Genomic DNA, 26607 nt, shown 5'->3' with positions numbered 1-26607 from the left:
TCTCAGCCTCACAGCGTCTTCAGATACTCGATCAGGTCGTAGCGCTCTTGCTCCTTGAGCACGCGGCCGATGGTGCCGTCCTTGCCGGGGCCCGGCGTGCCATCGAACGAGTGGCCGGCATTGCTGTTGCCGAAGGTCTCGGTGCCATCAGACGCTCGCGTCGAGAAGCGCGACTGCCCGGTCTTGCAGCTCTCGCCGTCGACGACCGCGAAGCCGACCTGCTTCGGATCGTAGTCGCGACCACCACCCATGCAGAACGATTTGGGGCGCTCGGCCGCGGGGCTCAGCATCCAGTAGAGCGAGGGCACCGATCCGTTGTGCAGGTAAGGCGCGGTGGCCCAGACGCCGTTGAGCGGGCGCGCGCGATACCAGGGCGGCGGCTCCTTCGCCTCGGCCGGCTGCGGACCGGGATTCGGGCAGTTCTTGCGCTCGCCCCACCAGGCCTGCTGGACCTTCGGGTCGATCTTCGCATCGTCCATCGCCTTGCGGCTGACGATGTCGACGAGCACCATCAGCCCGACCGAGTACGGCATGTCGGTCGAGGAGATAGCCGGCAGATTGCAGCTCCACCAGGCATTGAGCTTCTGCGTGGGATCGAGCTCGAGAAAGCCCGGTACCTGAACCGTCCGCGTCGCCAGCACACTGGCCTGAGCGGGATCGGTGCCCATGCCTTTGACGCTTTTCTGGACCTCGTTCAGGAATTTGTCTTTGCCGATGGTCTCCCAGCGCGACGAGGACCAGATGCTCTGGTCCGGAAACTCGGTGTCGAACACGGGATCGTTGACCGGCCCGAGATGGCATTCGACGCAGATCTGCGCGTAGAGCTTGCGGCCGTTCTTGACGCGCTCGCCATCGATCTTCCAGGCATTGTCGCCGAAGATATCGGACGGCCATTTCGGTGATGTCAGTCCGGAGAGCTGCTTTTTCGGATAGGGCGCCGACCCCTTCAGCAGATCCTCGATCCAGTTCAGGTTCTTGATATCCATCGACGAGCGGAACAGCGTGTCCTTGGGGGTATTGTCGGACAGATTGAGCAGCGCCGTCACGCCCAGCGCTTCGCCGGCGTTGCGGATCAGCGGTTGTTCGATGGACGCGTCATATTGCGCGAATTTGAGCCAGGGCACGGTCCAGATCGGCGGGAAGCTGACCGGCGCATCCTTGGCATGCAGATTCTTTTCGAAGCCGCTGAGGCCGCTGAGCGTCATGTCCTGGGCGAAGACCTGATTGCCGATGCGGTTGAGCGCGTCGAGACGGCCGTATCCTTCCTCGGTGTCCTGCTGCTTCTCTTCCCGCTTCGTCTTCTCGTTGAACCTCGTCTTGCCGTCGATGGTTTTCGCGTAGGTCTTCTCCCAGTCGATCAGGAACGTGCTGATCGTGCGCAGCTTCTGCTTCAGCGCATCGCGATCCGCACCGCTGGCGGAGGGGCCGAGCACACGGTCGGCGAAGCGGGTAAAGCGACCCGGCACGAGGAGCGTGTAGGCGATCGACAGACCCGTCGTGATCTCGAGCTTCCTCAGGTCGGTCATCGCCGGGCCGCCGTCGAAACGGATGTCGATGCCTTTGTAGTGAATCTGGCCGGTGTGGCAGGCGGCGCAGGTCAGGCCGATCCGGTCGTCGCCGACCTGGCCGGTCGCAGGATCGGGTACGCCGGTCATGCGAGCAAAGCCGACGGGCAGGCCGTCGACGTTTTCAGCCTGGGCGCCCCAGTCAACCGGCGGATCCCAAAGCCGCGCCGGCACCGGCTTCGTCTTGTCGTAGACATTGGCGTAGCCGAACCGGCGCAGCGTGGCGTCGTCGGTGTTGATCGTCTGCGGGCTCGGGATGAAGCCGAAGCGCTGGAGATGGTCGCTGTCATGCAGCATCCCGGGCTTTGCGAAGAAATGAAGCCGCGGCTGCTCGAGCGCCATGAACCAGCTGTAGGGCACCGGGAAGGTCGCGGTGCCCTGGCTGGCGTGATGAAACCAGTGCCGGTCCTCCAGCGCCCAGTTTTGCTCGAGCCAGTACGCCGCCTGGGGTTCGACAAGCTTCGGCAATGGCGGCGCCACGAGGTCACCGAGGATGCCGGGCAGCATCGGCTGGAATTGATCGGGAAAGCGCAGCGCCACGACGCCAAAGACGAGCAGCGCAGCGACGAGTCCGCCGGCAACACGCAATATGAGCGAGGGCGGTTTGACCGGCTGGCTGACGACCCGCTGTGTGATCCTCTCCGGGAATTTGCGCTCGTTGAACAGCGTACGCACGTCGGCGATGCCGAGGTAGCGGTTCTCGCCTTCGCCCTTGCCCATGATCTTCAGCAGGATGGGCCATTCGAATTGCATCAAGATCCGGTAATACCAGCGCGCAGCGCTCCCGGCGCGCTTGAGATTGTCGCGCATGTAGGTCTGTATTTCCGACGCGTTGATGCCGGGCTCGGTGCCGCCGCCGTTGGGATCGGTATAGTCCCTGCCGAAGCTGGCCAGGCGGGCGATCTGATCCTCATTGACCTTGCCGTCGACGCCGAGGATGCGCGAACCGGCGCCGCGCTTGTCCAGGGGGCCGCCGCGCAGCGCATCGAGCTGTGCGCCCGAAAAGATGCTCTTCAGGATGTGACCGAAGCCGTTGGCGATCAGCGCGATGCCGCGGGTCTCGACGCGGGCCACCGTCTTCATCAGCCCCTTGTCGCCGCTCGCATTCGCGATCGTCTGCGATAGCTTGCCGATCGGGACGGTCCCGCCGTCGACGAAGCCTTCGCCGACCAGGCCGCGCAGGAAGGGGCAGGGATTGTCTGGCGAGACCTGGATCGAGGGATCGAAGGGAGGCTTCGAGGCGGGGTCGTTCATGGCCCAAAATCCTGAAAACGGCGAATCGTGAAATGAAGACGCGCCGATAGAGCGCGGAAAGTCCTAACAAACCGACAGCAGCTTATACTACTTCAGCGTGTAAAGAAGTGTGGCTGAATTCACGGTCCTGTCAATAAAAGCCGGCCCGCGTTTTGCGAAGGGGCTGGGTCGGGACCGAGAAGGCCCGCCTGTCAGGACTCGGCCGCGCGTTTGACGTCGCTTTGCACCAGGGTCAGCTTGCTGAGCGGCACGCCCGCGTTCAGAAGCCCCTCGCGGTAATGGGCAAGGTCCTCGGGCCGCTTCCAGTGGAAATTGCGCAAGTGACGATCAACATTCAGCGTCGGGTAGTTGCGCATCAGCACGCCGACGGCCTCGCCCGCTTCATCGTCCCGGCCCAACTGTGCCAGCGCCGCGGCACGGATCGCCAGCGCCTGCATGTGGTTCGGGTTGATGTAGAGCTGCTCGCGGGCCCAGGACAGGGTCGCGTCGTATTGCCCCAGCAGATAATGGCTGAAGGCGTTCAGCGCGGCCCATTGGTAGCGCGGGTCGCTATTGTCGCGCTGCGCGGCCATCGAAAACAGCTCGATCGCCTCGCGGTGCTCGCCGATGACGAAATGGCAGATGCCGAGCACGCCGCGTGCGCCGTTGTCGTAGGGGTTGAGCGCGACCGCGCGCTTGGCGGCGTCCATCGCGGCCTCGTAATGCGCCTCCATGGCATGCGCCCAGGACAGGATCGAGAAGGCGAAGGAGGAGCGCGGGTCGAGCCGGACGCTGGTCTCGGCGAGGGCCATCGCCTCGGCCCACATCTCGCGTGTGCCCTTGACCCACCCGAACTGGATGCTCTGGATCTGGATCGTGGCGAGATAGGCGTGCGCGATCGACAGTTTGGGGTCGAGGCTGATGGCTTCGCGGAACAGGTCGACGGCGGTGGCCAGGTCCTCCTTGGTCTGCCGGTAGTAGTGCGACAGCCCCTTGAGGAAGCGGTCCCAGGCGGTCACGTCGGTGGAGAGCCGCGCCGGCGCCGAGGCCTCCGCCCGGACGATCTCGGTGGCGATGGCGGCGGACAGATTGGTGGTGATCTCGTCCTGCATCGCGAACAGTTCGCCGATGTCGCGGTCGTAGCGGCCGGTCCAGAGCTGCTCGCCGGTCTCCGGCGCGACCAGCTCGGCGGTGACGCGGATCTTGGCTCCGGCGCGCCGCACCGAGCCCTGGATCAGATAGGTGGCATCGATCTCGCGCGCGATCAGGCGGGTGCTGGTGTTCTTGCCCTTGAACGCGAAGGTCGAGTTGCGGCTCAGCACGCGATAGAAGGATTGCAGCGACAGCGCGTGGATCAGATCCTCGGTGAGGCCGTCGGAGAAATATTCGTCCTGGGCGTCGCTGAGATTGGCGAAGGGCAGCACACCGACGATCGCTGTGCGGTACTGCTGCGACAGCACCGACGCCTCCCGGAGCTCGGGCGCGAGCGCTGGCGCACCCTCGGGCATCCAGGTCCAGACCCCGATCGGGTCCTTGATGTTCTTGAAGCGATGGTTGCCGGCATCGACCAGCAGCGCGGTCAGGTGCTTGCTCGCCTCCCGGTAGGCCTTGGCCGAGATGGCGAAGCCGCCGGGGCTCGCCACCGCTTCGAGGCGGACGGCAATGTTGACGTCGTCACCGAATACCTCGTCCTCGTCGGCGATGACGTCGCCCATGTGGATGCCGAGGCGAAACTGCATGGCGCGCTCGGCAGGCAGGTGATGGTTGCGCTCCGCCATCAGCGTCTGCATCGCGATCGCGGCCTCGACGGCGCCGACGATGCTCGGGAACTCCAACAGGAAGCCGTCGCCGGTGTTTTTGACGACGCGGCCGCCATGGTTGAGGATGATGGGATGGATCGCGCTGCGATGGGCCTTGAAGGCGGCATGGGTGCCGGCCTCGTCGCTGCCCATCATGCGCGAATAGCCGGCGACATCGGCGCAGACGATGGCGGCCAGACGTCTTTCCATAATCCGGAGCTCCAAGGGATCGATGACCGGCCCCCGCGTGGCAGTCGCCTCGAATCCCGCACTTCCAAGAACCCCGCCTTTATAGAGCAGATAAGGCCGAGCGAAAGCATCATCCGCATTGCAAATTTGAGGTAAATTCTCCGCAATCCTGGCGGTGGACGGCGGCGGCCGAACCGAATAAGCCCGCCTTTCAGGACTGACGGGGGCACCTCACATGCTGGGCATTCACGAGATCTGGCTCTTCATCCTGTCGGGCATATTGCTCAACATCACGCCTGGCCCGGACTCGGTCTACGTGATCGGCCGCAGCATGCAGATGGGCTGGCGGGGCGGCGCCGCGGCCGCGCTCGGCATCAGTTTTGGCTGCTTTTTCCACGTTGCGGGCGCAGCAATCGGCCTTTCGGCGCTGCTGATGGCCTCATCGACCGCCTTCTCGATCCTGAAGCTGGTCGGCGCGGCCTATCTCGTCGTGACAGGACTTCAGATGCTGTGGTCGCGCCCGGCGCTGGCCGCAGCCATCGACGAGCCGGAGCGGAGCCCGCTGCGGCGGGTCTTCCTCCAGGGCGTCTTCACCAACGCGCTCAATCCCAAGGTCGCGCTGTTCTTCCTGGCCTTCCTGCCGCAATTCGTCGCAGCCGATTCCCCGCACAAGCCACTCGCCTTCCTGACGCTCGGCCTGATCTTCATCTTTACGGGAACGTTGTGGTGCCTCGTGCTGGCGGCGTTCGCGGCAAGGGCGGCCCACCGGCTGCGCAAGTCTGAGGGCGCGATCGCCTGGGTCAACCGCGCGCTCGGCGGCCTCTTCATCTATCTCGGCATCCGCGTCGCCATGCTGGAGACGCGATAACTCATTCGAACGAATGACTGGTCCGGCATGCAGTCGGCCCGATAGAGGCCGCGCGGGGAGGTTTCGATGGTTCGTGGAAGCTGCCTATGCGGAGCCGTGCGTTTCGAGATCGATCAGGTGCGTGCGCTGACGCATTGCCATTGCGCCAATTGTCGCAAGCTGACCGGTGCCGCCTTCGCCACCTACGCCCATGTCGATTCCGACAAGTTTCGCTTTGTTGCCGGCGAGGACATGACGGTGGCTTACGAATCCGCGCCGGGGAGCTTCCGCCATCGCTGCAAGACCTGCGGCTGCCTGACGCCGGGCAAGGCGAGTTATCTGCCGACCGTCAGCATTCCCGCCGGCCTGCTCGATGACGATCCCGATGTCAGGCCCCGCCTCCACGTCTTCACCTCGTCGCGCGCACCGTGGTGGACGATTCAGGACGATCTGCCCCAGCACGAAAAATGGGTGCCTGGATACGAACCCAAATCGTAGGCCTCAGGCGAACTCCTTCAGCAGCGCGCTGCCCGCGAGATAAACGCCGAGCAGGATCATCGCGATCAGGAACCAGCGGCGAAACGCTTCCGCCGGCATCCGCGCCCGCACCGACTGGCCGACGAACATGCCGGCAAAGGCCATGGCCATGCCCACGGCGCCCGGCACGGCGTTCGCCGGCGTCAGCAATCCACCGGCGGTGAGGTTGAAGGCGAGCGCCAGCGTCGCCGTTGTGAAGAACACGCCGAGCGCCTGCACCAGTTCGTCCTTCTCCATGCCGATCGCCTGCATGAACGGCATCGAGGGGATCACCTGCACGCCTGTCGAGGCCGAGATCACGCCGGTGATCACGCCGACCACGCCGCCGACCCATTTCTCGTTCTGCGGCGCGACGTGGAACTTGAATTTGCTGAGCCCGATGATCGCGTAGATCACGAGCAGGATTCCGAGCACGATCGTGCCGTAACGGGCATGCGGGCCGGTCAGCGCGCCGGCATTGAGCCAGCATCCGATCACGGTGCCGATCATCAGCGGCCACAGCCGCCTCAGGACGTCGCGCAGATAGGGGCCGGCGAAGGTCTGCCAGATATTGGTGACGATGGCGGGTACGATCACGATGGCGATCGCGCGGCTCGGCGCCATGTTCACCGCGAGCAGGCCCATGGACACGGTCGGCAGGCCGAGCCCGACCACGCCCTTGACGAATCCGGCGATCAGGAAGACGGCGGCGATGAGGATGAGGAGCGGGTCAATCATATCTTGCACATTGACCGAAGCCGCGCGCGGGCACAATCTGGAGGTTACGGAGACAGCCTTCGTTCTCGGCGGAGGCTGAGGAGAATCCAGCCATGCGCTTCGACCTCGTCGACCTCCAGCTCTTCATCGCGGTAGCCGACCAGCGCAGCATCACGCGCGGTGCCGAGCGATCGAATCTCGCCTTGGCCTCTGCCAGCGCGCGCATAAAGGGGCTCGATGACGCGCTCGGCGTCGCGCTGCTCAAGCGCGGGCGGCGCGGTGTCGAGCTGACTGCGGCGGGCGAGAGCCTGCTCGATCATGCACGGGTCGTGATGCACCAGGTCGACGCCATGCGCGGCGATCTCGCCGGCTTTGCCAGCGGCGTGCGCGCGAGCGTGCATTTTCTCGTCAACACCTCGGGGCTGTCGGAGCATCTGCCGAAGGCGCTGGCGGGCTTCCTGCGCGAGCATCGCGACGTCGCCATCGACATCGAGGAGCGCGAGAGCACCGATATCGCGGCAGCAATCACCGCCGGTGCCGCCGATCTCGGCTTTGCCGCCGAGCACGCGCTCCCTGATCATATCGAGCGCTTCGTCTTCAGCGAGGACCACCTGACGCTGGTGACGTCCAGGCGCGGTCCGTTCGCCGGCCGCCGCCAGATCGATTTCCAGGAGGCGAGGGATTGCGAATTCGTCGGGCTCACCAGCGCCACTGCGCTCCAGATGCACATTTCGAAGCACGCCGCCCGGCTCGGCATGCGTCCGCATTACCGTGCGCGTCTGCGCGATTTCGACGCGATCTGCCAGATGGTCGCCGCTGACGTCGGCATCGCCCTGGTGCCGATATCCGCCGCCCGCCGCTGCGCCAAGCTGATGCCGCTGGCCATGGTCCGCCTGCGCGATGCTTTCGCCAACCGCAAGCTCGTGATCTGCGCCCGCAGCTTCAAGGCGCTGCCAAGGCCGGCCAAGATGCTGGTGGAGCATTTGCGGGCGGCGGCGGTGTGAGGGCTTACCCTCCAGGGGAGGGTAAGACAGCGCTACTTCGCCGTCTCGACGCCGGCGTCCTTGATCACCTTCGCCCACTTCTTCGTCTCGTCCGCGATGAAGCCGCGAAAATGCTCCGGCTCGTCGCCAACCAGCGTCGCGCCCTGGGCGGCGAGCTTTTCCTTTACGGCCGGATCCGCCATGGCCTTCGTCGCCAGGCCATGCAGCGCGGTGACGATCTCCTTCGGCGTGCCCTTCGGCGCCACCATGCCGTACCAGTTCTCGATGCGAAGATCGGCAAAGCCCGCTTCCGCGGTGGTCGGCACGTCGGGCGCGGTCGCGGAGCGCTCGGCCGAGCCGACCGCGATGGGCTTCAACGCGCCCGCCTTGACCTGCGGCAGCAGCACGGGGAGATCCAGGAACGTCATCTGCACCTGCTGGCCCAGGAGATCGTTCACCGCGGGCGCCGCGCCGCGATAGGGCACGTGGACGATGTCGATCTTGGCCGTCAGCTTGAACAATTCGCCGGCGAGGTGCGGCAGGCTGCCGGGGCCGGAGGAGGCGAAATTGAGCTTTCCGGGCTGGGCCCTGGCGAGCGCGATCAGCTCGCCGATGTCCTTTGCGGGCACGTTGGTGGCAACCACCAGCATTTCCGGCACGGTCGCAACCAGCGTCACCGGCGTGAGGTCGCTCGCCGTGTCGTAGGCGACCCGCTCCATGCTCGGGCTGATCGCGAGCGCGCCGGCTGAGGAGATGGCGATGGTGTAGCCGTCGGGCGCGGCCTTGGAGACCGCGTCGGTGCCGAGCACGCCGCCCTGGCCGCCGCGATTGTCGATCAGCACCGGCTGCCCTGACAGCTCCGACATGCGCTGGCCGATCACCCGGGCAATGATGTCGTTGGGACCGCCGGCCGGGAACGGCACGATCAGCTCGATCGGTTTCGCGGGGAAATTCTGCGCGGAGGCGAGGGCGGGAAACAGGAGCAGGAATGCGAGGAGGAGCTTAGGCCAGTTGTTCATGCAGGCTCTTTTCATGCACGCTCCTTGGGGCGCTTATCCGTTGAGCAGTTTCAGTGCTTCTTCGTGAACTCTGGCGTCGCCGGCCGCGATGATGCGGCCGCCGCCCTGGGCCGGCTTGCCTTCCCAGGTGGTGACGACGCCGCCGGCGCCGGTCACGATCGGGATCAGGGCTGCGATGTCGTAAGGCTTCAGCTCGGTCTCGACCACGAGATCGACGTGACCGGCCGCCAGCATGCAATAGGAGTAGCAGTCGCCGCCATAGCGCGACAGCCGCGCGCCCTGTTCGATGCGGCTGAAAATGGCGCGGTCGCGTTCGTTCATCAGCAGCGGGCTGGTGGTATAGCTCGTTGCTTCCGATAGCGAGGCGCAGCGGCGGACCTGGAGCCGGCGCTCGCCGGACGGGCCTTTATACGTGGCCGAGCCGTTGTCGCCGGAGAAGCGCTCGCCGATGAAGGGCTGGTGCATCATGCCGTACACCGGCGCGCCCTTGTGCAGCAGCGCGATCAGCGTGCCCCAGATCGGAAAGCCGCCGATGAAGGATTTCGTGCCGTCGATGGGGTCGAGCACCCAGACATAATCGGCGTCCTCGCGCTCATTGCCGAATTCCTCGCCGACGATGCCGTGCTGGGGGAAGCTCGCCTTGATCAGCCGGCGCATCACCGCCTCCGCGGCGCGGTCGGCCTCCGTCACGGGGTCGAAATCCTTGGTCTTGCTCTTGTCGTCGATCGACAGCGAGGTGCGGAAGAACGGCAGGATGGTTTCGCCGGAGGCGGTGGCGAGCCGTCCGATGAAGGCTGAGAAGTCGATCACCGTCACGGCGCATCCTCAAAACGAAAGTCGGGTGAAGCTCGCTCCTGCCTAGCTCAATTCGCTTCTCGCGTGCAGCGCTGAGTTGGTTTGCTCCGTATTTTGGATGCCGCAACCGGCTGCCCCATCCCAGTCATATGCTGGCCAAATATCGATCATAGAGTTGAAAACTTAGTTCCGAGTATGCCTTGTTCGTATGCAAACGGTTATCAACCCATTGAATTTCCTTATCAAAGAAACTGAATCTGGGTTTCGCTATAAGCAATTGAGCCATGTGCATATTGCATGGGAAACGGCTCAAAAGCCCTTGCACTTTGTGCGTCGCGGCCGCATATTGTTGCGGTGCGGTAGCGCTCTGCGTTACCGCTGCCCTCCTTGGGCGTTTCCTCCCTAGACTTGGGCCGCTTCTTCATCAGAAGCGGCCCTTTTTTCTTTGAGCCTCGATCTTCACTTCGAGCGCGCGAAAACGCGAAGCGAAGATTCGGCGCACGATACGCTGGCAGCTTGATCTGATGTTTGATCGGCGACGCGATCGCGCGGCGACGGCTCGCTATTATTCCGCCGCGGCCTGGAACGGGCCGAGATCGCCGAACGGGATCGTCGTCGCCAGCACGTCGGCGAGCACGCCGAAGTCGCTTGCCACTTGCGCAAAGCGCGGACTGCGCTCGCGCCGCCGCTCGTCCATGTAGATCGCGCGGTTGAGCTCGAGCTGCACCGCGTGCAGACCGCTTGCGGGGTTGCCGTAATGCTCGGTGATGAAGCCGCCGGCATAGGGCTTGTTGCGGCCGATCGAATAACCGAGCCCGCCCATGGTCTCCTCGACCCTGTCCGGAAGCAGCGGCGTGCAGCTCGTGCCGTAGCGGTCGCCGATCACGATGTCGGGCCGCCGCGGCTCGTCCCTGCTGACGCCGACCGAGGGCATCGAGTGGCAATCGACCAGCACCACGGTGCCGAACATCTGGTGCACCTTGTTGATCAGCCGGCGCAGCGCGCGATGATAGGGCTTGTACAGCGTCTCGATCCGCGCCAGCGCATCGTCGACCAGGATGCGTTCGCGGTAGATCTCCTGGCCGTCGCCGACCACGCGCGGGATGGTGCCTAACCCGCCGGCGACCCGCATCGAGCGGGTATTGGCAAAGCTCGGCAGCCGTCCGGTGAACATGCGGGGATCGAGCTCATAGGGCTCGCGATTGACGTCGACATAGGAGCGGGGAAAGTTGACCCGCACGGTCGGAAAGCCGCGCTCGCTCAAATGGCCGATCAGCTCGTCCATGAAGGAATCTTCGGACCGCCGCAGCGTCGTCAGGTCGATCCTGGAGGCGCTGAGGAATTCGTCCGGATAGGTCGACCCGGAATGGGGCGAGTTGAAGATGACAGGCGCGCGCCATTGCGCGGGCTCCACGATCTCGAAGGCGGGCGACACGTCGCCGTCAAACCGGGTCATCTTCTCAGGCTTCGTCCCTTCGCGCCGCGGGATCCGGGTCTCGGATCGAATTGATTCGGCCGGTGGAGCGGCTCTTATGTGTCGTCATTGTCTGGAATCGCAACCATTCTGCCAAGCGAAAAGATGTGATCTGCGCTGGAACATGTCTTAACCGTGTGGGCAGGGAAGCGGGGATGCGCCGGCGCGGCTCGATTGATTCGTGCCGCATTCGGGTTCACAAGGGACCGGCAGCGCAGCCAGCCCAGGGTAAAGATTTTCACCCCAAATTTACCCTCTGTCGGGCTTAGTAACCTCTGCTGATATCCTCTGGGGATTTGACGTTTCCTGCCATGCCCAAAATCCTGCTCGCCGAAGACGACAACGACATGCGCCGTTTCCTGGTCAAGGCGCTGGAAAACGCTGGTTTTCAGGTCTCGTCCCATGACAACGGCATGGCCGCCTATCAGCGGCTCCGGGAAGAGCCGTTCGAGATGCTGCTGACCGACATCGTGATGCCGGAGATGGACGGCATCGAGCTCGCCCGCCGGGCCTCGGAACTCGACTCCGACATCAAGATCATGTTCATCACCGGCTTCGCCGCGGTCGCCCTGAACTCGGATTCGGACGCCCCCAAGAACGCCAAGGTGCTGTCCAAGCCCGTGCATCTGCGCGAATTGGTCAGCGAAGTGAACAAGATGCTGGCGGCCTAAATCGGCCCCCTTCGGTCCTTGCACCGGCTCCCCTGAGCCGTTATAGGGACCCGACCCGATCTAGAGACATCTAGGGCGCGTAGCTCAGCGGGAGAGCACTACCTTGACATGGTAGGGGTCACAGGTTCGATCCCTGTCGCGCCCACCATCCTCCGCTCGCGATAGCGAGAGAAGGATGCCACGCCGAAGCCCAAAGGGCGCAGGCGGGCTGCCCGCCGCGAGCTTCGGCCAGGCAAGCCCAAACAACCTGCCATTGCGAAGCGTGCGTGTAGCCCGGATGGAGCGAAACGCAATCCGGGGTGTATCCTCTCCGACGTTGTCCCGGATTACGCTGCGCTCCATCCGGGCTACGATTCTGGATCGCCGCTATTTCAGTTCCGTGTTCGCGACCGGCAGGACGGAGGCGACGGACCAACCGTTCGCATCCCGCACGTAGGTCTGGCTGATCAGAAACGTATTCTGTTGGGGTGGCTTGCCGGGAAGGCCACGCGTGAAGACGATGGGAACGAGGACCTGCATGACCTCGTTCGAGATCACGGCGACGTGGAATTTCGACATATCGGGTTCGAGGTGCCAGGTGCCCTCGTAGTAGCCCTTGAAGCGGTCCGCGACCGCATCACGGCCTCTGGTTTCGATGCCTCTCGCAAACAACAGCGTGCCGGGCGAATTCCACAGCATGGCCTTCACATCGTCCGCGTTGTGCGCATTCTGCGCGGCAATGAACTTTTCGAAGATGGTTCGCGCCTGCGCATCATCTGCCGCGGCAAGCGCCGGCCCGGCCGAGCAGGCGGTCGCCGCGAGAAACAACGCTGCAGCAATTGCCGCAACATGACCGCGCCGTGCAAATCGTCGTAGCCTGATGGAGCCGCGGGACATCTTGGAAGGGGGCATGATCGCCTCTCTTTTGGATGACAATGATCATACCATTGATCGCCGCGCCGGCCTTTCAGGATCGCGCGAGCGGCGGTCACCGTCGCATCACGGATGCGTTGGTTCACGCCACGTCCGATGCCGCGGACGTGGCGCATCGTCGTCACACCGCCATCCGCCTCACGTCAGCGGCAACAGATGATCCGGGATCGGCACGGGTGCTGCCGGCACGAGCGATGCGACCGAGACGTGCGGCCAGGTCAGCCCGGCGAAATCCAGCATGACCTTCTGTGAATACTGGATCTGCGTCGTCGCCACCCTGACGTGGCCGCCCTTGAATCCCTTGTTGGGCACGAACGGGATCGCGGCGACGAAGCTCGGAACCAGCGGCACGTTGCTCCTCTGGCGCGGTTGCAGGATCACCGGCGGCGTTCCCGGCGGCAGGGCCGGCACATCGATGTCGTAAACCACCGTCTCGATCCAGAACACTGCGTCCATCTGGAAGGCGTTGGCGTTCGAGCCATTGCCGCCCGGCGTCGGAACGGGCAAGCCCTGAAGGAACGCGATGTTCGCGGCGCCGCCGGCAAAGCTCGGCGCCTGCGGATGCGGGCCGGGCGAGGGGATGGCCGGCAAGGGGCCGCCGGACAGCGGCGTGCCGGGCTTCGTGGATGTCTCGATGACGATGGTCTGCGTGATGGTCTGATGCGCGATCTGATTGCGCAGCACCGTGTTCGGGTCGGTGATCATCGCCTGGGTGAGCTTGCCGGAAGCCATCAGTGCGGTCAGATCCTGAGGTAGCCTGCGAGTCGTCTTGTTGGTCGCGGTCTGGTTCTGGAATGTGATCTTGTTGCCCGGATTGCCGCCGATGAACGGTGTGATGTCGATGGCCGCGATGGTTGGCTTACCGGCGACCGGAGGCAGCGCGGTGCCTTGCGCGACGATCGTCGTGCCGTGCGGGATCGACGCCATGCGCGCAACGGTGAACGGCTCGTGCGGAATGGTGGTGGCCGGCACCGCCAGCCAGATGCCGGGTTCGAAGTGAATGCCCACGGGCGTTCCCGTGGTGATGTCGTTGATGGTCTGGAGGTACGGCACGCCGTTGAGGAATGCATCCGCCTGCTGCAGCGAGCCGCGATTGGGAATCGAGCCGAGATTGTTCGAGAACGACATCGTCTCGTCGGTGAGATTCAGCTCCAGCACGTTGTCGTCGGGGTCGGTGGTGCTGATCGGCCCCGGCATCGGCGTCGGCGTGATCTTGCTGTCGGGCCGGAAGATCGTGTTGAACCCCTGTCCGGTGAAGGTGCCCGTGAAGGCCGACAGCGGACCGAGGATGGGCGGCAAGGTGACCGGCGGATGCGCAGCTCGGGCGGCGGCTCCCGCGGCGGGCAGCGCAGCGTCCCTGAACACCTCGTCGACCTCGTGGATGGAGAAATTCGCGGTCTTGGTGAATGCACTGGTGAGTGGTTTGGGCTCGTCCATGGTGATTCCTCGCGATGCTGCAACTGTCGATGCCGGCATTTCCCCGGGCCGGCTGTCCGGGCAGGTGAGTCCTGCGCTACTGCGCCTCGTGATCCCGATCGCGTCTCGTGATCCGCCCGATGCCGGGCATGACAACATCGTTCACACGCGCTCATGCGCGCGTGCCGACTACGAACATCGATCGGCCCTACGTTGTCGGCCGGGCCGGATACTGAACGGATCTGCGTGAATCGATCGTGATTTTCAACTTGCGGTTCGGGCAAATGTGCGGTCGGGAAATAGCCGAGCCCTGCGAACTGAGCGAAGCATTGCTTCCTTCTCCGTGCTCGAAAATGAGATCATCAAAATGGATGTCGGGCGCCTGGCCGGCTTCGGTTATGCTGGACTATCATACAACCTTAAGATGGTCGCAAATGTGGTCCAGGTCACAAGGCCAAAGAGTCGCAGCAACGAGAAACGAGCGAGGCTGCCCATGAGTGTTTCCGTCATCGAGCAAGCAAAAATCCAGGCGCAGGTGCTGGTGCCGCTGGTCAAGGCATTGCAGGCCGAGCTCGGCGAGGCGCGCGCCAACGCGCTGGTGCGTAAGGCGCTCGGCGATCTCTATCGCGGCTTCGGCGAGGAGTTCTGGAAAACGAAGAACGAGACCGAGAACAAGACCGATCTCGGCAAGGCCGTCTCGTCGGCGTTCAAGACCTATGCCCGCGACGACGCGCTCGCCTATGACATCGTCGAGCAGACGGCTGACACCTTCGCGTTCGACGTGACGCGATGCGCCTATGCCGAGTTCTACAAGGCGCTGGGCGAACCGGAGCTCGGCTTCCTTCTGGTCTGCACCGCCGATTTCGCGACCGCGGAAGGGTTTGGTCCCGACGTCAGGCTCACGCGCACGCAGACCATCATGCAAGGCGCCAGCCATTGCGATTTTCGCTACCGGCGCGATGCCGGGGGATCACGGTGAAGGGAATGCAAATGATGCGGGCAAGCTGCCTTGCCATGGCTGCGCTGGCGCTGATGGCATCACGCGCCGATGCGGCGATCATCGACTGGCAGGCCGAGCTCCAGCGCTGCCGCGTGCTGCGGCAGAACGTGGCGCCGCTGCTTCAGGCCGGCGAGGGAATATCCGCCGTCGGCCGCTCCAACAGATCCGTCCGTCGCTGCATCTGGATCCAGCGCATGGCGGTGCGCAAGAAAATCCCCGGCGCGGAGGCGTGGTAGCAGGCGCCCGTCAGGTGGACTGGCTCTTCTGCCGGAGCAGCAGGTCCTTCAGTCCTGTCGGATAGAGGCTCGGTCCGCCCTGCGGAGCGGCGTCTTGCGTCGATCGACAGTCCTGCGGGCGTCGCCTCAGCCGGCGGACACGCCCGGCTTGAACAGGGCTCCGACCGGCAGCTTTTCCTGGAGGTCATACGAACTCGGCCGGTTCTCCTTGACCCATCTTTTTTCGGCGTGGGATTCGAATGGCGGCGGAATTTGCCCCTGAATCGACCAAAGGTCGGCCGGTAGCTCGTCGATGGTGACCTCCCAGTCGTATCCCCGGTCCTTGACGTAGGGCGCGATCAACTTGTCGACTGCTTTCACCCACCATTCCCTGATGACGGGGCCGGGCATCGTCCTCGCCATGTGGTCGATCTTGAAGCGGACGAATTTCTCGTGCGAAGCTCCGCCGACATAGACCGAACCTGCGGCGACTTCCTCGAAGATCATCACGGCGTAGAATTTCGGGATGGGAATCCTCGCGTACATTGCGGTGACCTTCTCTGCGAATTCCTTCTTGTCATGAGCCGAGTAGGCCCCGACGGGGTGATAGACTTTCCACAACGGCACTCGAGTTCTCCTTGACGTTGGCTGGTTCTTAGGGAAGCCCGCGCAGAATGTGGTATGATGGGGATAATATCACTGACTGCGCCGTCGGCTCTTCAGGATCTGGCGACCCGCGGTAACCGCTGAATCACGTCTGCGTTGGCTCAGCCTTGTTGGGGCCGCCACAGCTGGGCGAGCCGGAGCTCGGCTTTTCTCCTTTGTCTGCACTTCCGACTTCGCGACTGCGGAAGGGTCCGGCCCCGACGTCAAGCTGACGCGGGCGCAGACCATCATGCAAGGCGCGCGAGCCATTGCGACTTCCGCTACCGGCGCGACGCGGGGGGATCACAGTGAAAGGAATGCGAACGATGCGGGCGACCTGTGTTGCAATGGCTGTGCTGGCGCTGATGGCGTCATGCGCGGATGCAGCGGTGATCGACTGGCAGGCCGAGCTCCAGCGCTGCCGGGCGCTGCGCGCGAACATCGCGCCGCTGCTTCAGGCCGGCGAGGGGATATCCGCCGTCGGCCGCTCCAACAGGTCCGTCCGTCGCTGCATCTGGATCCAGCGCATCGCGGTGCGCAAGAAGATCCCCGGTGCGGAGGTTTGGTAGTCAGGCGCCCGTCAGGCGGACTGGCGCTTCCGTCGGAGCAGCACATCCTTCAACCCGTTCGGATAAAGGCCCGGCCCGCCCTCGACGTCGAGCTCCGCAAGATCGAACCAGCGTGCGACGATCTCTTCGCCGTTATCCTCGCGGAAGTCGATGCGATCCTGGCCGCTGAACGCGCCGTCTGGAAGCGCGACCTCCGCAATGAACATCACCTCGTGCCCGGTCGATCCCTCGTGCACAAAAATGTTCTCCATCATCAGCGGCGCGCCCGTGATGGTGATGTCCACGCCGAGCTCTTCGCAAAATTCCCGCATGAGTGCCGCCCGCCAGCTCTCGCCGAACTCGATCTCGCCGCCGAGCGGGCGCACGCCCTTGATCCGCCCCGCATCGTCGCGCACCTCGGCCGCCAGCAGGCGCCCGTCCCGCCAGTGCAGGCCGAGCGCGACGACGCGGATGTGAGGGTGGGGCCGCCACGTGGACATGGGGGCATCGTTATCGTGCCCGCCGCCGCTGCGCAATGTGCGGTGGCGAGGCCTTGTCGGGCTTGATCCGCACTGCCTTCGGCATGCAAATGCTTCGCAGCCTTGATCCGTGACTCGCCGCCTGCCATTGTCCGGTCATCCATGACGGCGACGAGCCTGGTGAGATACAATTTGCGGCGTTCGGCGAAACGTGTCGCTTCGCCGGACGTGACGAGAAGGCAGGTTTTCGAGATGAACAGCGTGAACAAGCCCGGCGGCAACTATCTGCCGGTGATCATCCATGGTGGAATTGCGTATGTCAGTGGTCAGCTGCCGCGTCGCGGTGAGGATCTGCTGTATGCGGGCAAGGTCGGCGCAAATGTCGATATCGCAGCCGCGCAGGAGGCCGCTGCTCTCTGCGCCGATCTCTGCATTTCAGCCATCAACCACGCAACAGGCGGAGAGGACAGGATCGTCCAGGTCCTGCAGCTCGTTGGATACATTGCTTCAGCGCTTGGATTTACCGAGCAGTCGCAAGTCATGAATGGGGCCTCCGACCGGCTGATCGAGCGCTTGGGCGATCGCGGTCGTCACACGCGCACGTCTGTCGGCGTCGCCGAGTTGCCGCGGGGCGCTCCCGTCGAGCTGAGTATGATTGCCGCTGTTCGGTCGTAAGAAGCGGTCTTATCAGACGAGATATTTCTTCACCGCCGCCTCGTCCCACGCGATCCCGTTGCCCGGCTCCTCGCCCGGCAGGGCAAAGCCGTCCTTGATCTTCAGCCGTGTCGCCAGCACCGCGTCGGCCCAGTCGACATATTCGAGCCAATGCGCGGTCGGCGTCACGCAGAGCAGGTGCGCGCTGACCTCCGAGAACAGGTGCGTCGACATCTCGATGCCGGCGGCATGTGCGAGCGCGGCGGCGCGGAGCCACCCGGTGACGCCGCCGATGCGCTGCACGTCGGGCATCACGTAGTCGCAGGCCTCCGCGGACAGCGCTGATTGCATCGAGAAGGCGCTGTCAAAATTCTCGCCGATCTGGACCGGCGTGCGGAGCGCATCCGCAATGCGCGCGTTACCAGCGTAATCGTCGTGGCGGATCGGCTCCTCGATCCAGGTCAGCCCCTCGTCGTCGAGCATCTCGCCGCGGCGGATGGCCTCGGTCACCGTCAGCGCCTGGTTGTAGTCGCACATCAGCGTGACCTGATCGCCGACGGCCTTGCGCACCGCGCGCACCACGGCGAGATCCTCCCGCGCATCGGGCCGGCCGACGCGGATCTTTGCGGCGTGAAAACCTTCGGCCAGCAGCTTGTGGGCTTCGTCCACCGCGGCGGCCGCCGGCATGATGCCGAGCCCCATCGAATTGTAGGCCCTGACCGGCTTCGGCGCACCGCCGAGCAGGCGCGCCAGCGGCAAGCCTTTGCTACGCGCCAGCGCGTCCCATGCCGCCATGTCGATGCCGGATTGCGCCAGCCGCTGCAGGCCGGCGAGGCCGAGCAGAGTGAAGCGCTGGGTCAGCTTGCGCTCGATCTCGAACGGCAGCAGCTCGTCGCCGGCGACAAGCTCCGACATTTCCGTGACCATCGCCGTCAGCGGCTTCAAGGCCGACGGCGTGATCGAGAACAGATAGGCATGCCCCACCGCGCCCTGGTCGGTCTCGCAGTCGATCAGCACCAGCGGCGCCTTTGCGACCGCGCCGGTCGAGGTCTTGAGCGGCAAATTCATCGGCACGATCACGGGGCGCGCATTGAAGCGCCTGATGCGGATAGTCTCGGTCATATGGAGGATCTCCCGGCGGAGTGAATGCAGGTTAATACCGATCTTAAACATTCGCCATGAAACGAAAAGCCATTTGCTGCGACCCACCATGAAATGGGGTTGCGCGGCCTCGCATTTGCGGGCTCTGTGCCGCCGCAAGCTCTTGCCGCGAATTCCCGGGATTTGCGACAAGATCGCACACGACGGAGCCACAGGGTGAAACAAGAGATCTCCGAAGAACAGCGCAAGAGCGGCATCCTCACGGGGGCCGTGATCGCCTTGCTCCTGCTCGCTTTGCCGGTCGCGGTGTGGCTGGACCTGACCGACCTCAGCAAGACCGCGCTGCGCCGGCAGGCCGCCGACCTCAACTCGGTGATCACGAGCGTGCGCAGCTACTATGCGTCCAACGTCGTCGGCCGCATCCTGGCCAATCCGAATGGCACCACCAGGGTCGTGCACAATTACGAATCCGTCCCCGGTGCGATCCCGATCCCGGCGACGCTGTCGCTGGAGCTCGGACGGGTGATCGGCGCGCAGCAGGAGAACATCACCTACCGCTTCGTCTCGGATTTCCCGTTCCAGAACCGCGCCGCGCACCAGCTCGACAAGTTCGAGAAGGACGCGCTCGACGCGCTTCGGAGGGATCCCGAGCAGAAGATCGTCGAGACCGAGACCTCGCTGTTCTCCGACAAGGTTCGCCTGGTCGCGCCCGTCACGATGGGCCCGGCCTGCGTCAGCTGCCACAACAGCCACCCCGAGAGCCCGAAGAAGGACTGGAAGGTCGGCGACATCAGAGGTATCCAGGAGGTGATCATTGCGCAGCCGATCGCCGCCAACATCTTCTCGTTCAAGTTCCTGCTGGCCTATTTCCTGATCGCCGCCGGCTGCGGCCTGTCGTTCCTCTCGCTCCAGCGCCGCCAGGCCGGCCGCATCAAGGGCATGAACAAGGAGCTCGAATCCGCCAACGACTTCCTGGCTTCGTTGTCGATGAAGATCTCGCGCTACATCCCGCCGCAGGTCTACAAGAGCATCTTCAGCGGCCAGAAGGACGTCACCATCCACACCGAGCGCAAGAAGCTGACGATCTTCTTCTCCGACATCCAGAACTTCACGGCGACAGCCGAGCGGCTGCAGCCGGAGCTGCTGACCCAGCTCCTCAACGAATATTTCACCGAGATGTCGGCGATCGCCCATGAATATGGCGGCACCATCGACAAGTTCATCGGCGATGCCATGCTGATCTTCTTCGGCGACCCCGAGACCAGGGGCGACCGTGCGGACGCTGAGGCCTGCCTCCAGATGGCCAGGCGGATGCAGCAGCGTCTTGCCGAGCTCAATGCGAAGTGGCGCGCCTCCGGGATCGAGCAGCCGTTCCGCTCGCGGATGGGCATCAATTCCGGCTATTGCAATGTCGGCAATTTCGGCAGCAGCGACCGCATGGATTATACGATCATCGGCGCCGAAGCGAACCTCGCCGCGCGCCTGCAATCGATCGCCGAGCCCGGCGGCATCGTGCTGAGCTACGAGACCTTTGCGCTGGTCAGCGACATCGTCCGCGCCCACGCGCTGCCCGCGATCACGATGAAGGGCATCAGCCGCGAAATCATTCCCTATTCGGTCGACGCGCTCAACGACGCGGCGGCGGAGAAGAGCGGTGTCATCACCGAGCGCGCGCCCGGCCTCGAGCTGTATCTCGACCCCGCCATGGTGAAGTCAGGCGATGCAGCACGCGTCCGCTCGCTGCTGGAAAACGCGCTGGCCGCGCTGAAGCCGGCGTGAGGGTGCGCGCAGACTTGCGTGACTCCTCTCGAGAGTGCGCCGTGTGGCACCCCTCTCCCTAACCCTCCCCCGCAAGGGGGGAGGGAACGCAGTTGCGCGTGTGGCTGCGTCAAGGTGACGACAATTGGCTTTGGTTTTGTGAACTCATTGAGCTGTGAGCCCAGCTCTCGCCACGCGGCACACTGTGCTCCCTCCCCCCTTGCGGGGGAGGGCGGGGGAGAGGGGTGGCCCAGGAAAAGGTGCGTCCGAGTCGGCTTACCGCGCCGCCCCTTCCGTGAACGCGGTCTCGATCACATCGCCAAAAGGCTGCCAGGAACGGCCGTCGAACTGCACAAGCCGCATCTGCTTGATCGGCAGATAGCTGTTGGGCGAGGTGCTCATCCTGATGTTGGGCAACGCAACGGAGGGCTGCTGATCCCTCAGCGAAGCCGCCTGACGCATGATGTTCTCGCGCGACAGGTCGTCGCCGCATTGCTTCAGCACCTGTGTCAGCGCCTCGGCTGCGCCGTAGCCGTAGACCGCGGCGCTGTTGTTGGTGCTTTCGACGTGATGGTACTTGTCCATGAAGGCGAACCAGTCCTTCATGGCGGGGTCGTTCTTCCATGCGGGGTCGCTCGGATCCTTCAGGAAGGCCGCCGAGATCACGCCGGACGAATTCTCCAGGCCCGCGGGCGCCATCGCGTTGGCGATCGAGGCGGAGGCGTCGTTGACGATGATGACCGGGCGCCATTTGAGCGACGCCGCCAGCTTGATCACCTTGGACGCCGTCGACGGCACGCCGAGAAAGACGAAGATGTCCGCGCCCGCGCGCTTGAGGATCGAGACATGCCCTTCGAGATGCTCATCGGCAATGTCGAAGGCGATGTCGACGAGGACAAGGCGGTTCAGGTCGCCAAGACCTTCCTGGATGCCCCTGTAGAGCATGCGTCCGAACTGGTCGTTCTGCCAGAGCACCACGATCTTCTTCTTGGGGTAATAGGCCTGGATATAGTTGGCATAGATGCGCCCCTCCGACCGGAACGACGGCTGCCAGCCCATGGTCCAGGGAAACGCCTTGGCCTGGCTCAGCTCCTCGTCGCCGGAGGCGACGAACAGCTGCGGGATTCTCTTCTCGTTCAGGTACCAGCGCGTGGCGATATTGCCGGGCGTGCCGAACGAGCCGAACATCAGGTGCACGTCGTCCTTCTCGACCAGGTTGCGCGTCAGCTCCAGCGCGGTGGCCGGATCGGAATTGTCGTCGCGCGTGATGAAGCGGATCTTGCGGCCGTTGATGCCGCCGCGCGCGTTGATCATGTCGAAATAGGCGGCCTCCGCCTGGCCGATGGCGCCGAATTCCGAGAGCGGTCCCGAATACGGCATGACATTGCCGATGCGGATTTCATCGCCGCTCGCGGGTTGTTCGGCGTGTTGCTGGGACATCGCGCCAAGCGACGCGATAGCGATCATCGAAACGAACAGCATCCTGCCGATGACGCGCATGCTCGATACTTTGATATTGGCCCCTCCAAGAGGTCGGCTCAATCCGCACCAAGTCCGCTTGATCTACGTCAAGCGTTTGTCAAAGCTGTGGCTTGATCGCCCGCTTCAAGGCGACGCATCGCGAACGAAACGACAGCCGTGTTGACGGGCCATCAATCGACAGAGCGTGCCGTGTGGCACCCCTCTCCCTAACCCTCCCCCGCAAGGGGGGAGGGAACGCATCTTTCGTTTGGCGAGTGACTCCATTCATTAGCGCGTCGGCGATGAGGGCACAGCGTGGCCACGTGCTCCGCTGCGCTCCCTCCCCCATTGCGGGGGAGGGCGGGGGAGAGGGGTGGCCCAGCAAAAGGTGAAAGTCGTCGCGCCGCCCGCAACGCGCCGCTACGGCAGCTCCCGCGCCTCGAGCTGATGCACCAGGAGCAGCGTCGGTTCGGCGAGGCTGTCGCCGGAGCCGTCGAGGCCGAAGGCGGCGGCGATGCCGTCGCGGCTGCGCAGCAGCGTGCTGCGCGGGCAGTGGCCGGCGCCGCAGAGGGTCTTCTTCAAGGTCTCGCCCTGCGCCACGAGGTTCGCGGGATCGTTCGCGGCCCAGGCCAGCACGATCGGCGCGTCGACGTTGAGGATGCCGGGGAAGACCGACCGCTTGTCGTATTGGGTGGGGTCAGTGCCAAGATAGGCCTTCTCGCTGTCGCTCGCGTCCTTGCCCGCGCGGTAGATCCCGGACACCAGCACGACGGCGGCGACATCGGCGCGGTCGGTCTGGAACTCGGGATGCGCCAGCAAGGTGGCGACATGGAAGGCGCCGGCGCCGTAGCCGACCGCGACGATCTCGCGGGCATCGCCATTGAACAGGTCGATATTGCCGTGGACCCAGGATAGCGCCGCCGCGACGTCGGTTGCACCCATCGGCCAGGTCGCCGCAGGCGCAAAGCGATAGTTGACGCGCACGCCGATCATGCCGTTGCGCGCGGCAAAGCACATCGCCTGGTCCTGGACCTCGCGTGACAGGTCCGGCGCGCCGCGATCGCCGGTGAAGGTGTCGCCCCCCACGAACACCAGCACGGGCCGGGGCGTATCCGCCTTGGTCTCGCTGCTGGTGGCGACGTCGAGCACATTGGCCTCGCTCTCGCCGTAGCGCAGCCCCCGCGAGAAGGAGATCTGCTCGCACAGCCGCGCAGTGCCACCGGCGGTCGTGTCGTTGTCGGTGAGGCCCACCCGGACGAGATTGGACGGCCCCGTGAGCCGCGCGGGCAACGGACCGCGTGCGGAGGCTGCCGTCATGCCCAGGATGAGGAAGAAAGCGAGATAATTCTTCATGTTGGTATGTTGGTGCCGGCCCTGCGTGCCCGATATGGGCTCGCGCATTTGGCCCGTCTTTTCAATTCGCCTTATTAGTTAGTTCGTCTTGAGGCGATTTCACGGCACCCGGTTTCTTGCCCATGTTCTTGCCCATGCGCGGTTCAATTCCCCGGCTGGAACGTGCAGTCGGCCCCGCTCCCGTCCTTGCGGCGGATGGCATTGGGGTCGATCGTGCAGCTCAGCTTGCTCAGGCTCTCGAAGTTCGATCCCGCCGCACCATCGGGCGGAATGCCGGCGAGCGCTTCTGTCGCGAAAATTTCATTGGCCGTCGAACCGTTCACGGTCCTGCTCTTCTTGCCGAAGGTCAGCTCGCAATTGCGTAACGTGATGTCGACATTGCCGGTGCGGCAGACGATTCTGTCCACAGTCACCACGATCGGCTTCTTGTAGGGAATCTCGGCATTGGCGGCGAACAGCATCGCCACCGCCTTCCTCTCGGCGCCGGTCAGGTCCGGCGACAGCGGCGCGATCACGCCCGCGAGCGCCAGCGCCGTCGAGCCCGAGACTTTCGCAGGCGTCGCCCCCGAGGCTCCGGCGGCGTTGAAGGCGCCGGCAAAAGCGAGCGCGGAGATGATGCGGGCCCAAATCCTGGATCGGGCCCTTGTCGTGAATGTCATTCGCGTCGCTTCCTCTCCGGTCACGGCTTCGCCGCCGCAAGGCGCCCCGAACCTATGACAGAATTGCTAGTCCGGGCAGAGCCATGCGCTTCAGGCTGCTTGTCGATGGCCTTGATGATCGCAGCCGCCGCCGTCTGGCCGGACTGGAGAGCGCCTTCCATGTAACCGAAATAGGCAAAGCAGGTGTGCTCACCGGCAAAGAACAGGCGGTCCTCGAAGCCCTTGGCCAGCAGCGGACCGGCGCGGCAGACCTCGCCCGGGGCGGGACAGGAATAGCCGGCGGCGGTCCATTCGTCGCGCGGCCAAGCCATGAACTCCGGTTGATCGGCCAGATGCGCGACATAACCCTTGTAGACGCTGCCGATCTGCTGCGCGTAGAACGCGTCGACCTGCGTCTGGTCACCGGGCTGGTAGTGCTTGAGAGCTTCCGCCGCGACGTCGGCGCCGGCAAACAGGCTGAGCTCGACCGGATGATCCGGCGGGGCGATCTGGTTGTCCGTCCCTTCCCAGGTGACACCGAACTGGTTCGAGATGGCAGTCGGGGCGAGGCCCTCGCCGATCCAGAAGCGCTTCTTGAGCGGGCTGAGATATTTCACAGCCGTCCCCATCGTGACGTAGTAGTCGTGCGGCAGGTGGGGCGTGATCGTGATCTTGGCGTTGGGTGAGTCCGGCCACAGGCTCGGGGGTATCGCGAGCACGGCATAGTCGGCGGCGAAGGGCGCGCGTGCCGTTCCGTTGCCGGAGGGGCTGAATTCCAGGGTCACGCCTTCGCTGTCGATGCGGATGGCGCGCACCGGCGTCGACAGGTGGGTGCTGGCGCCCTTGTCCTCGATGTCCTGCGCGAGACGAATGGCGAGCTCCTGATTGCCTTCCGAGCAGCGCAAAGTCTCGGTCTGGGTGAAGAAGGCGTCGATCTGGTCCTTCATCCGTCCGCCCGCGACGACGGCCAGATTAGCAAGAAGGCTCTGCTTGGTGGTCGGCTGGCCGGCGTCGTTGGAGAACTGCTCGTCCATGGCGTGCTTGGTGAGCTTCGAGCAGTCGAGGCTGGCGATCCACTCCGCAATCGTCCTGGCGTCGAGTTTCCTTGCGCCCTTGGCGCGCCAGGGCTTGTCAGGCTTGACCCTGCCGGCCCACCGACTGAGCTTGCCGAAAGCATCGTCCATCTCGTGATAGACCAGCTTCATCTGGCCGTCGGAGAGCTTGTGGCCGTCGAGAAACACCGGCATGTCGAGCTCGAGCGCGTCGAAATTGGTGTCCGAGGTGATGACGGAGAGGCCGAGCTCGAACCGCTTGGCATATTTCAGCCAGAGCGGATGGTTGTAGCCGATCAGCTCGCCGCCGGCCTCGACGATCCCGCTCGGCTTCTTCTTGCTGAGAACCCGGCCGCCGAAGCGGTCGCGGGCCTCGAACAGCGTCACCTCGCAATGCGCGACGAGCTCGGAGGCCGCCATCAGGCCGGCGAAGCCGCCGCCGATGATCGCGACTTTCGGGCGTCGCACCGCCAGCGCGCGGAGCGCGGTGGGTGAACGGATCGTGGGTGGGGTGGGTTGAAGGGCGAGCTTGTCCTTGACCCGCCGTTGGCGCTCCGCCCCCGAAATCCTGGGCCCGTAACGCCGGTGCAGCCGCGCAAACAGCGAACGCATCGCGAGCTTCCCTTGAAAATGTCTTCTGCCGGGACGGCGCCGTGCCGCGCCCTGAAATGCTGCAAAATCGGTTAAAAATGGACCGGTCGATAGAAGCGAGACTAACTTACAATCTTGCGGAGAGTCGAGTGGCGGCTTCTCTTCCCCCCGAAATCTTGCCCCTGGCCCGCAATTGAAGGGAAAATCCGCGAACCGCGCGACGATTGCGCGGCGCGGCTGTTTTGGTCCGACGTGTCAAACATTTGGGGCGCGCGACCGCGGCCGCATGCCGGCCGCGCGTTCTACTGTGCATGGGGTTGTTTTCGCAGTTTTTGTTTTGGGGGGGGCCGGTCACGCCTGCTTCATCGTCCGGAAGGTGATCGAATAGCGGCGTGCCTCAACCGGCGGGATGCTGTGCTCCCATTGTGACCGCGCCTCGCCGTCCATCAGGTAGAGCGAGCGCGGCAGGGCTTCGAGCGCGTGGCGCTCCCATTTGTCGCCGCTACGGCGGCGGAAGCGGAATTTGCACGGTGAGCCCAGCGACAGGCCGAGGATCTCCTTGAAATGCGGCTTGTCGCGGTGCCAGCCGATGCCGACGCCGGTGTCATATTCGGTGCAGAGCACCTGCCGGACGCTGCCGGCGGCGAGGCCCGCCCAGGCCTCGACCTGCCGCGCGACGGGCAGGACCCAGTCCGGGATCGGCTCGGCCTCGGCCAGCCGTTGCAGCGAATAGTCATAGCGATAGCCGAACGAGGCCACCCGGCGGTTGCCCTCGAAGGCGCCGAACTGGAAGCGCTGCAGCGGCAATGCTGCGATGCGGCCGATCAAGTCCTGCTCGACGGCGGCCTCGACGAAGTCATCGGTATAGCGAAGCCCGGCAGGACCGGCTTGCGGTTCGGCGAATAGACCTAGCTGCGTCATTCCTCGCATTTCCGTGATGGAACCTATTGGCGGCTGAAGCGACTTACATAGGACA

General features: G+C 64.4%; 25 protein-coding genes and 1 tRNA gene. 10 read left to right on the top strand and 16 right to left on the bottom strand.

All coding sequences use genetic code 11. The features are described 5' to 3' along the window. Positions 1 to 8: 8 nt before the first annotated feature. Positions 9 to 2819 carry a di-heme-cytochrome C peroxidase gene (locus tag HAP41_RS37655; RefSeq protein ID WP_166083142.1) on the bottom strand — a complete coding sequence of 937 codons (2811 nt, stop codon included), beginning with the start codon at positions 2817 to 2819 and terminating at the stop codon, positions 9 to 11. 191 nt (positions 2820 to 3010) lie between these two features. Beyond that, positions 3011 to 4807, bottom strand: coding sequence for an adenylate/guanylate cyclase domain-containing protein (locus HAP41_RS37650; RefSeq protein WP_063985696.1), 1797 nt, complete (start codon positions 4805 to 4807; stop codon positions 3011 to 3013). Between the two features lie 214 nt (positions 4808 to 5021). Between HAP41_RS37650 and HAP41_RS37645 the strand changes: the two genes are divergently transcribed. Beyond that, complete coding sequence (locus tag HAP41_RS37645) at positions 5022 to 5654, top strand: LysE family translocator (protein ID WP_071909427.1); 633 nt, start codon at positions 5022 to 5024, stop codon at positions 5652 to 5654. Positions 5655 to 5720: 66 nt separating this feature from the next. After that, on the top strand, positions 5721 to 6131 hold the full coding sequence (locus HAP41_RS37640) for a GFA family protein (RefSeq protein WP_166083153.1): 411 nt from the start codon (positions 5721 to 5723) through the stop codon (positions 6129 to 6131). Between the two features lie 3 nt (positions 6132 to 6134). Here the strand turns inward: HAP41_RS37640 and HAP41_RS37635 are convergent, their stop codons facing one another. Then, on the bottom strand, positions 6135 to 6887 hold the full coding sequence (locus tag HAP41_RS37635) for a sulfite exporter TauE/SafE family protein (protein WP_166083168.1): 753 nt from the start codon (positions 6885 to 6887) through the stop codon (positions 6135 to 6137). A 92-nt stretch (positions 6888 to 6979) separates the two neighbouring features. Between HAP41_RS37635 and HAP41_RS37630 the strand changes: the two genes are divergently transcribed. After that, complete coding sequence (locus tag HAP41_RS37630; RefSeq protein WP_166083182.1) at positions 6980 to 7870, top strand: LysR substrate-binding domain-containing protein; 891 nt, start codon at positions 6980 to 6982, stop codon at positions 7868 to 7870. 32 nt (positions 7871 to 7902) lie between these two features. Here HAP41_RS37630 and HAP41_RS37625 read toward each other — a convergent pair whose 3' ends face one another. From HAP41_RS37625 to HAP41_RS37615, 3 genes are all read right to left on the bottom strand, one after another. Further along, positions 7903 to 8868 (bottom strand): Bug family tripartite tricarboxylate transporter substrate binding protein, encoded by a 966-nt coding sequence (locus tag HAP41_RS37625; RefSeq protein ID WP_166083202.1) that lies wholly within the window; start codon positions 8866 to 8868, stop codon positions 7903 to 7905. A 33-nt stretch (positions 8869 to 8901) separates the two neighbouring features. After that, complete coding sequence (gene hisN / locus HAP41_RS37620) at positions 8902 to 9684, bottom strand: histidinol-phosphatase (protein WP_014491808.1); 783 nt, start codon at positions 9682 to 9684, stop codon at positions 8902 to 8904. A gap of 544 nt (positions 9685 to 10228) precedes the next feature. After that, a complete protein-coding gene (locus tag HAP41_RS37615) occupies positions 10229 to 11119 on the bottom strand; it encodes an N-formylglutamate amidohydrolase (protein WP_014491809.1) in 891 nt (296 codons plus the stop codon). Between the two features lie 329 nt (positions 11120 to 11448). Between HAP41_RS37615 and cpdR the strand changes: the two genes are divergently transcribed. After that, positions 11449 to 11808: a cell cycle two-component system response regulator CpdR gene (gene cpdR, locus HAP41_RS37610; RefSeq protein WP_166083209.1), complete on the top strand. Its 360-nt coding sequence runs from the start codon at positions 11449 to 11451 to the stop codon at positions 11806 to 11808. A 73-nt stretch (positions 11809 to 11881) separates the two neighbouring features. After that, positions 11882 to 11956 (top strand) — tRNA-Val (locus tag HAP41_RS37605). 218 nt (positions 11957 to 12174) lie between these two features. Here the strand turns inward: HAP41_RS37605 and HAP41_RS37600 are convergent. Together HAP41_RS37600 and HAP41_RS37595 are read right to left on the bottom strand one after the other, a co-directional pair. Next, complete coding sequence (locus HAP41_RS37600) at positions 12175 to 12615, bottom strand: Cif family virulence factor (RefSeq protein WP_224580635.1); 441 nt, start codon at positions 12613 to 12615, stop codon at positions 12175 to 12177. 243 nt (positions 12616 to 12858) lie between these two features. After that, a complete protein-coding gene (locus HAP41_RS37595) occupies positions 12859 to 14157 on the bottom strand; it encodes a heme-binding protein (protein WP_166083228.1) in 1299 nt (432 codons plus the stop codon). Positions 14158 to 14629: 472 nt separating this feature from the next. On the opposite strand from HAP41_RS37595, the gene HAP41_RS37590 reads away from it, so the two are divergent. Further along, a complete protein-coding gene (locus HAP41_RS37590) occupies positions 14630 to 15115 on the top strand; it encodes an L-2-amino-thiazoline-4-carboxylic acid hydrolase (RefSeq protein WP_166083238.1) in 486 nt (161 codons plus the stop codon). Between the two features lie 11 nt (positions 15116 to 15126). Further along, the gene (locus HAP41_RS37585) at positions 15127 to 15372 is read left to right on the top strand and encodes a hypothetical protein (protein WP_085398770.1); all 246 of its coding nucleotides are present in this window, start codon (positions 15127 to 15129) and stop codon (positions 15370 to 15372) included. A 126-nt stretch (positions 15373 to 15498) separates the two neighbouring features. Here the strand turns inward: HAP41_RS37585 and HAP41_RS37580 are convergent, their stop codons facing one another. Beyond that, the gene (locus HAP41_RS37580) at positions 15499 to 15978 is read right to left on the bottom strand and encodes a tautomerase family protein (protein ID WP_071909434.1); all 480 of its coding nucleotides are present in this window, start codon (positions 15976 to 15978) and stop codon (positions 15499 to 15501) included. 344 nt (positions 15979 to 16322) lie between these two features. On the opposite strand from HAP41_RS37580, the gene HAP41_RS37570 reads away from it, so the two are divergent. Beyond that, entirely contained in the window at positions 16323 to 16565 is a 243-nt protein-coding gene (locus HAP41_RS37570; protein WP_166083277.1) for a hypothetical protein, read from the top strand. 11 nt (positions 16566 to 16576) lie between these two features. Here the strand turns inward: HAP41_RS37570 and HAP41_RS37565 are convergent, their stop codons facing one another. Next, positions 16577 to 17044: an NUDIX hydrolase gene (locus tag HAP41_RS37565; RefSeq protein WP_166083281.1), complete on the bottom strand. Its 468-nt coding sequence runs from the start codon at positions 17042 to 17044 to the stop codon at positions 16577 to 16579. A 231-nt stretch (positions 17045 to 17275) separates the two neighbouring features. On the opposite strand from HAP41_RS37565, the gene HAP41_RS37560 reads away from it, so the two are divergent. Continuing rightward, positions 17276 to 17698, top strand: a complete 423-nt coding sequence (locus tag HAP41_RS37560) for a RidA family protein (protein ID WP_166083288.1) — start codon at positions 17276 to 17278, stop codon at positions 17696 to 17698. A gap of 12 nt (positions 17699 to 17710) precedes the next feature. Here the strand turns inward: HAP41_RS37560 and HAP41_RS37555 are convergent, their stop codons facing one another. Next, positions 17711 to 18799, bottom strand: coding sequence for an enolase C-terminal domain-like protein (locus HAP41_RS37555; RefSeq protein ID WP_166083295.1), 1089 nt, complete (start codon positions 18797 to 18799; stop codon positions 17711 to 17713). 195 nt (positions 18800 to 18994) lie between these two features. Here HAP41_RS37555 and HAP41_RS37550 point away from each other — a divergent pair, with 195 nt between their 5' ends. Continuing rightward, positions 18995 to 20557 carry an adenylate/guanylate cyclase domain-containing protein gene (locus tag HAP41_RS37550; RefSeq protein ID WP_166083299.1) on the top strand — a complete coding sequence of 521 codons (1563 nt, stop codon included), beginning with the start codon at positions 18995 to 18997 and terminating at the stop codon, positions 20555 to 20557. A gap of 255 nt (positions 20558 to 20812) precedes the next feature. On the opposite strand, the gene HAP41_RS37545 is transcribed toward HAP41_RS37550, so the two are convergent. The 5 genes from HAP41_RS37545 to HAP41_RS37525 form a co-directional block, all read right to left on the bottom strand. Further along, on the bottom strand, positions 20813 to 22003 hold the full coding sequence (locus HAP41_RS37545; RefSeq protein ID WP_224580636.1) for an ABC transporter substrate-binding protein: 1191 nt from the start codon (positions 22001 to 22003) through the stop codon (positions 20813 to 20815). A gap of 414 nt (positions 22004 to 22417) precedes the next feature. Next, on the bottom strand, positions 22418 to 23350 hold the full coding sequence (locus tag HAP41_RS37540; protein ID WP_166105555.1) for an alpha/beta hydrolase: 933 nt from the start codon (positions 23348 to 23350) through the stop codon (positions 22418 to 22420). Between the two features lie 143 nt (positions 23351 to 23493). Continuing rightward, positions 23494 to 24009: a hypothetical protein gene (locus HAP41_RS37535; protein ID WP_175618015.1), complete on the bottom strand. Its 516-nt coding sequence runs from the start codon at positions 24007 to 24009 to the stop codon at positions 23494 to 23496. 20 nt (positions 24010 to 24029) lie between these two features. Further along, positions 24030 to 25652 carry a flavin monoamine oxidase family protein gene (locus HAP41_RS37530; RefSeq protein ID WP_166083320.1) on the bottom strand — a complete coding sequence of 541 codons (1623 nt, stop codon included), beginning with the start codon at positions 25650 to 25652 and terminating at the stop codon, positions 24030 to 24032. Positions 25653 to 25982: 330 nt separating this feature from the next. Further along, a complete protein-coding gene (locus HAP41_RS37525; protein WP_166083323.1) occupies positions 25983 to 26552 on the bottom strand; it encodes an alpha-ketoglutarate-dependent dioxygenase AlkB in 570 nt (189 codons plus the stop codon). Positions 26553 to 26607 lie beyond the last annotated feature (55 nt).

It is taken from the genome of Bradyrhizobium barranii subsp. apii (genome assembly GCF_011516635.5).
GTDB lineage: Bacteria > Pseudomonadota > Alphaproteobacteria > Rhizobiales > Xanthobacteraceae > Bradyrhizobium > Bradyrhizobium barranii.
Note: the sequence above shows the minus strand (reverse complement) of the source record. Positions and strands in the feature narration are given on the sequence as shown.

What these genes read in the sequence shown, in the direction of transcription:
- HAP41_RS37555 (WP_166083295.1), bottom strand. Translation starts at nt 18,799, where the DNA reads ATGACCGAGACTATCCGCATCAGGCGCTTCAATGCGCGCCCCGTGATC.
- HAP41_RS37595 (WP_166083228.1), bottom strand. Translation starts at nt 14,157, where the DNA reads ATGGACGAGCCCAAACCACTCACCAGTGCATTCACCAAGACCGCGAAT.
- cpdR (WP_166083209.1), top strand. Translation starts at nt 11,449, where the DNA reads ATGCCCAAAATCCTGCTCGCCGAAGACGACAACGACATGCGCCGTTTC.
- HAP41_RS37590 (WP_166083238.1), top strand. Translation starts at nt 14,630, where the DNA reads ATGAGTGTTTCCGTCATCGAGCAAGCAAAAATCCAGGCGCAGGTGCTG.
- HAP41_RS37540 (WP_166105555.1), bottom strand. Translation starts at nt 23,350, where the DNA reads ATGAAGAATTATCTCGCTTTCTTCCTCATCCTGGGCATGACGGCAGCC.
- HAP41_RS37650 (WP_063985696.1), bottom strand. Translation starts at nt 4,807, where the DNA reads ATGGAAAGACGTCTGGCCGCCATCGTCTGCGCCGATGTCGCCGGCTAT.
- HAP41_RS37585 (WP_085398770.1), top strand. Translation starts at nt 15,127, where the DNA reads ATGATGCGGGCAAGCTGCCTTGCCATGGCTGCGCTGGCGCTGATGGCA.
- HAP41_RS37530 (WP_166083320.1), bottom strand. Translation starts at nt 25,652, where the DNA reads ATGCGTTCGCTGTTTGCGCGGCTGCACCGGCGTTACGGGCCCAGGATT.
- HAP41_RS37630 (WP_166083182.1), top strand. Translation starts at nt 6,980, where the DNA reads ATGCGCTTCGACCTCGTCGACCTCCAGCTCTTCATCGCGGTAGCCGAC.
- HAP41_RS37615 (WP_014491809.1), bottom strand. Translation starts at nt 11,119, where the DNA reads ATGACCCGGTTTGACGGCGACGTGTCGCCCGCCTTCGAGATCGTGGAG.
- HAP41_RS37570 (WP_166083277.1), top strand. Translation starts at nt 16,323, where the DNA reads ATGCGGGCGACCTGTGTTGCAATGGCTGTGCTGGCGCTGATGGCGTCA.
- HAP41_RS37640 (WP_166083153.1), top strand. Translation starts at nt 5,721, where the DNA reads ATGGTTCGTGGAAGCTGCCTATGCGGAGCCGTGCGTTTCGAGATCGAT.
- HAP41_RS37655 (WP_166083142.1), bottom strand. Translation starts at nt 2,819, where the DNA reads ATGAACGACCCCGCCTCGAAGCCTCCCTTCGATCCCTCGATCCAGGTC.
- HAP41_RS37645 (WP_071909427.1), top strand. Translation starts at nt 5,022, where the DNA reads ATGCTGGGCATTCACGAGATCTGGCTCTTCATCCTGTCGGGCATATTG.
- HAP41_RS37525 (WP_166083323.1), bottom strand. Translation starts at nt 26,552, where the DNA reads ATGACGCAGCTAGGTCTATTCGCCGAACCGCAAGCCGGTCCTGCCGGG.
- HAP41_RS37545 (WP_224580636.1), bottom strand. Translation starts at nt 22,003, where the DNA reads ATGATCGCTATCGCGTCGCTTGGCGCGATGTCCCAGCAACACGCCGAA.
- HAP41_RS37560 (WP_166083288.1), top strand. Translation starts at nt 17,276, where the DNA reads ATGAACAGCGTGAACAAGCCCGGCGGCAACTATCTGCCGGTGATCATC.
- HAP41_RS37565 (WP_166083281.1), bottom strand. Translation starts at nt 17,044, where the DNA reads ATGTCCACGTGGCGGCCCCACCCTCACATCCGCGTCGTCGCGCTCGGC.
- HAP41_RS37625 (WP_166083202.1), bottom strand. Translation starts at nt 8,868, where the DNA reads ATGAACAACTGGCCTAAGCTCCTCCTCGCATTCCTGCTCCTGTTTCCC.
- HAP41_RS37635 (WP_166083168.1), bottom strand. Translation starts at nt 6,887, where the DNA reads ATGATTGACCCGCTCCTCATCCTCATCGCCGCCGTCTTCCTGATCGCC.
- HAP41_RS37535 (WP_175618015.1), bottom strand. Translation starts at nt 24,009, where the DNA reads ATGACATTCACGACAAGGGCCCGATCCAGGATTTGGGCCCGCATCATC.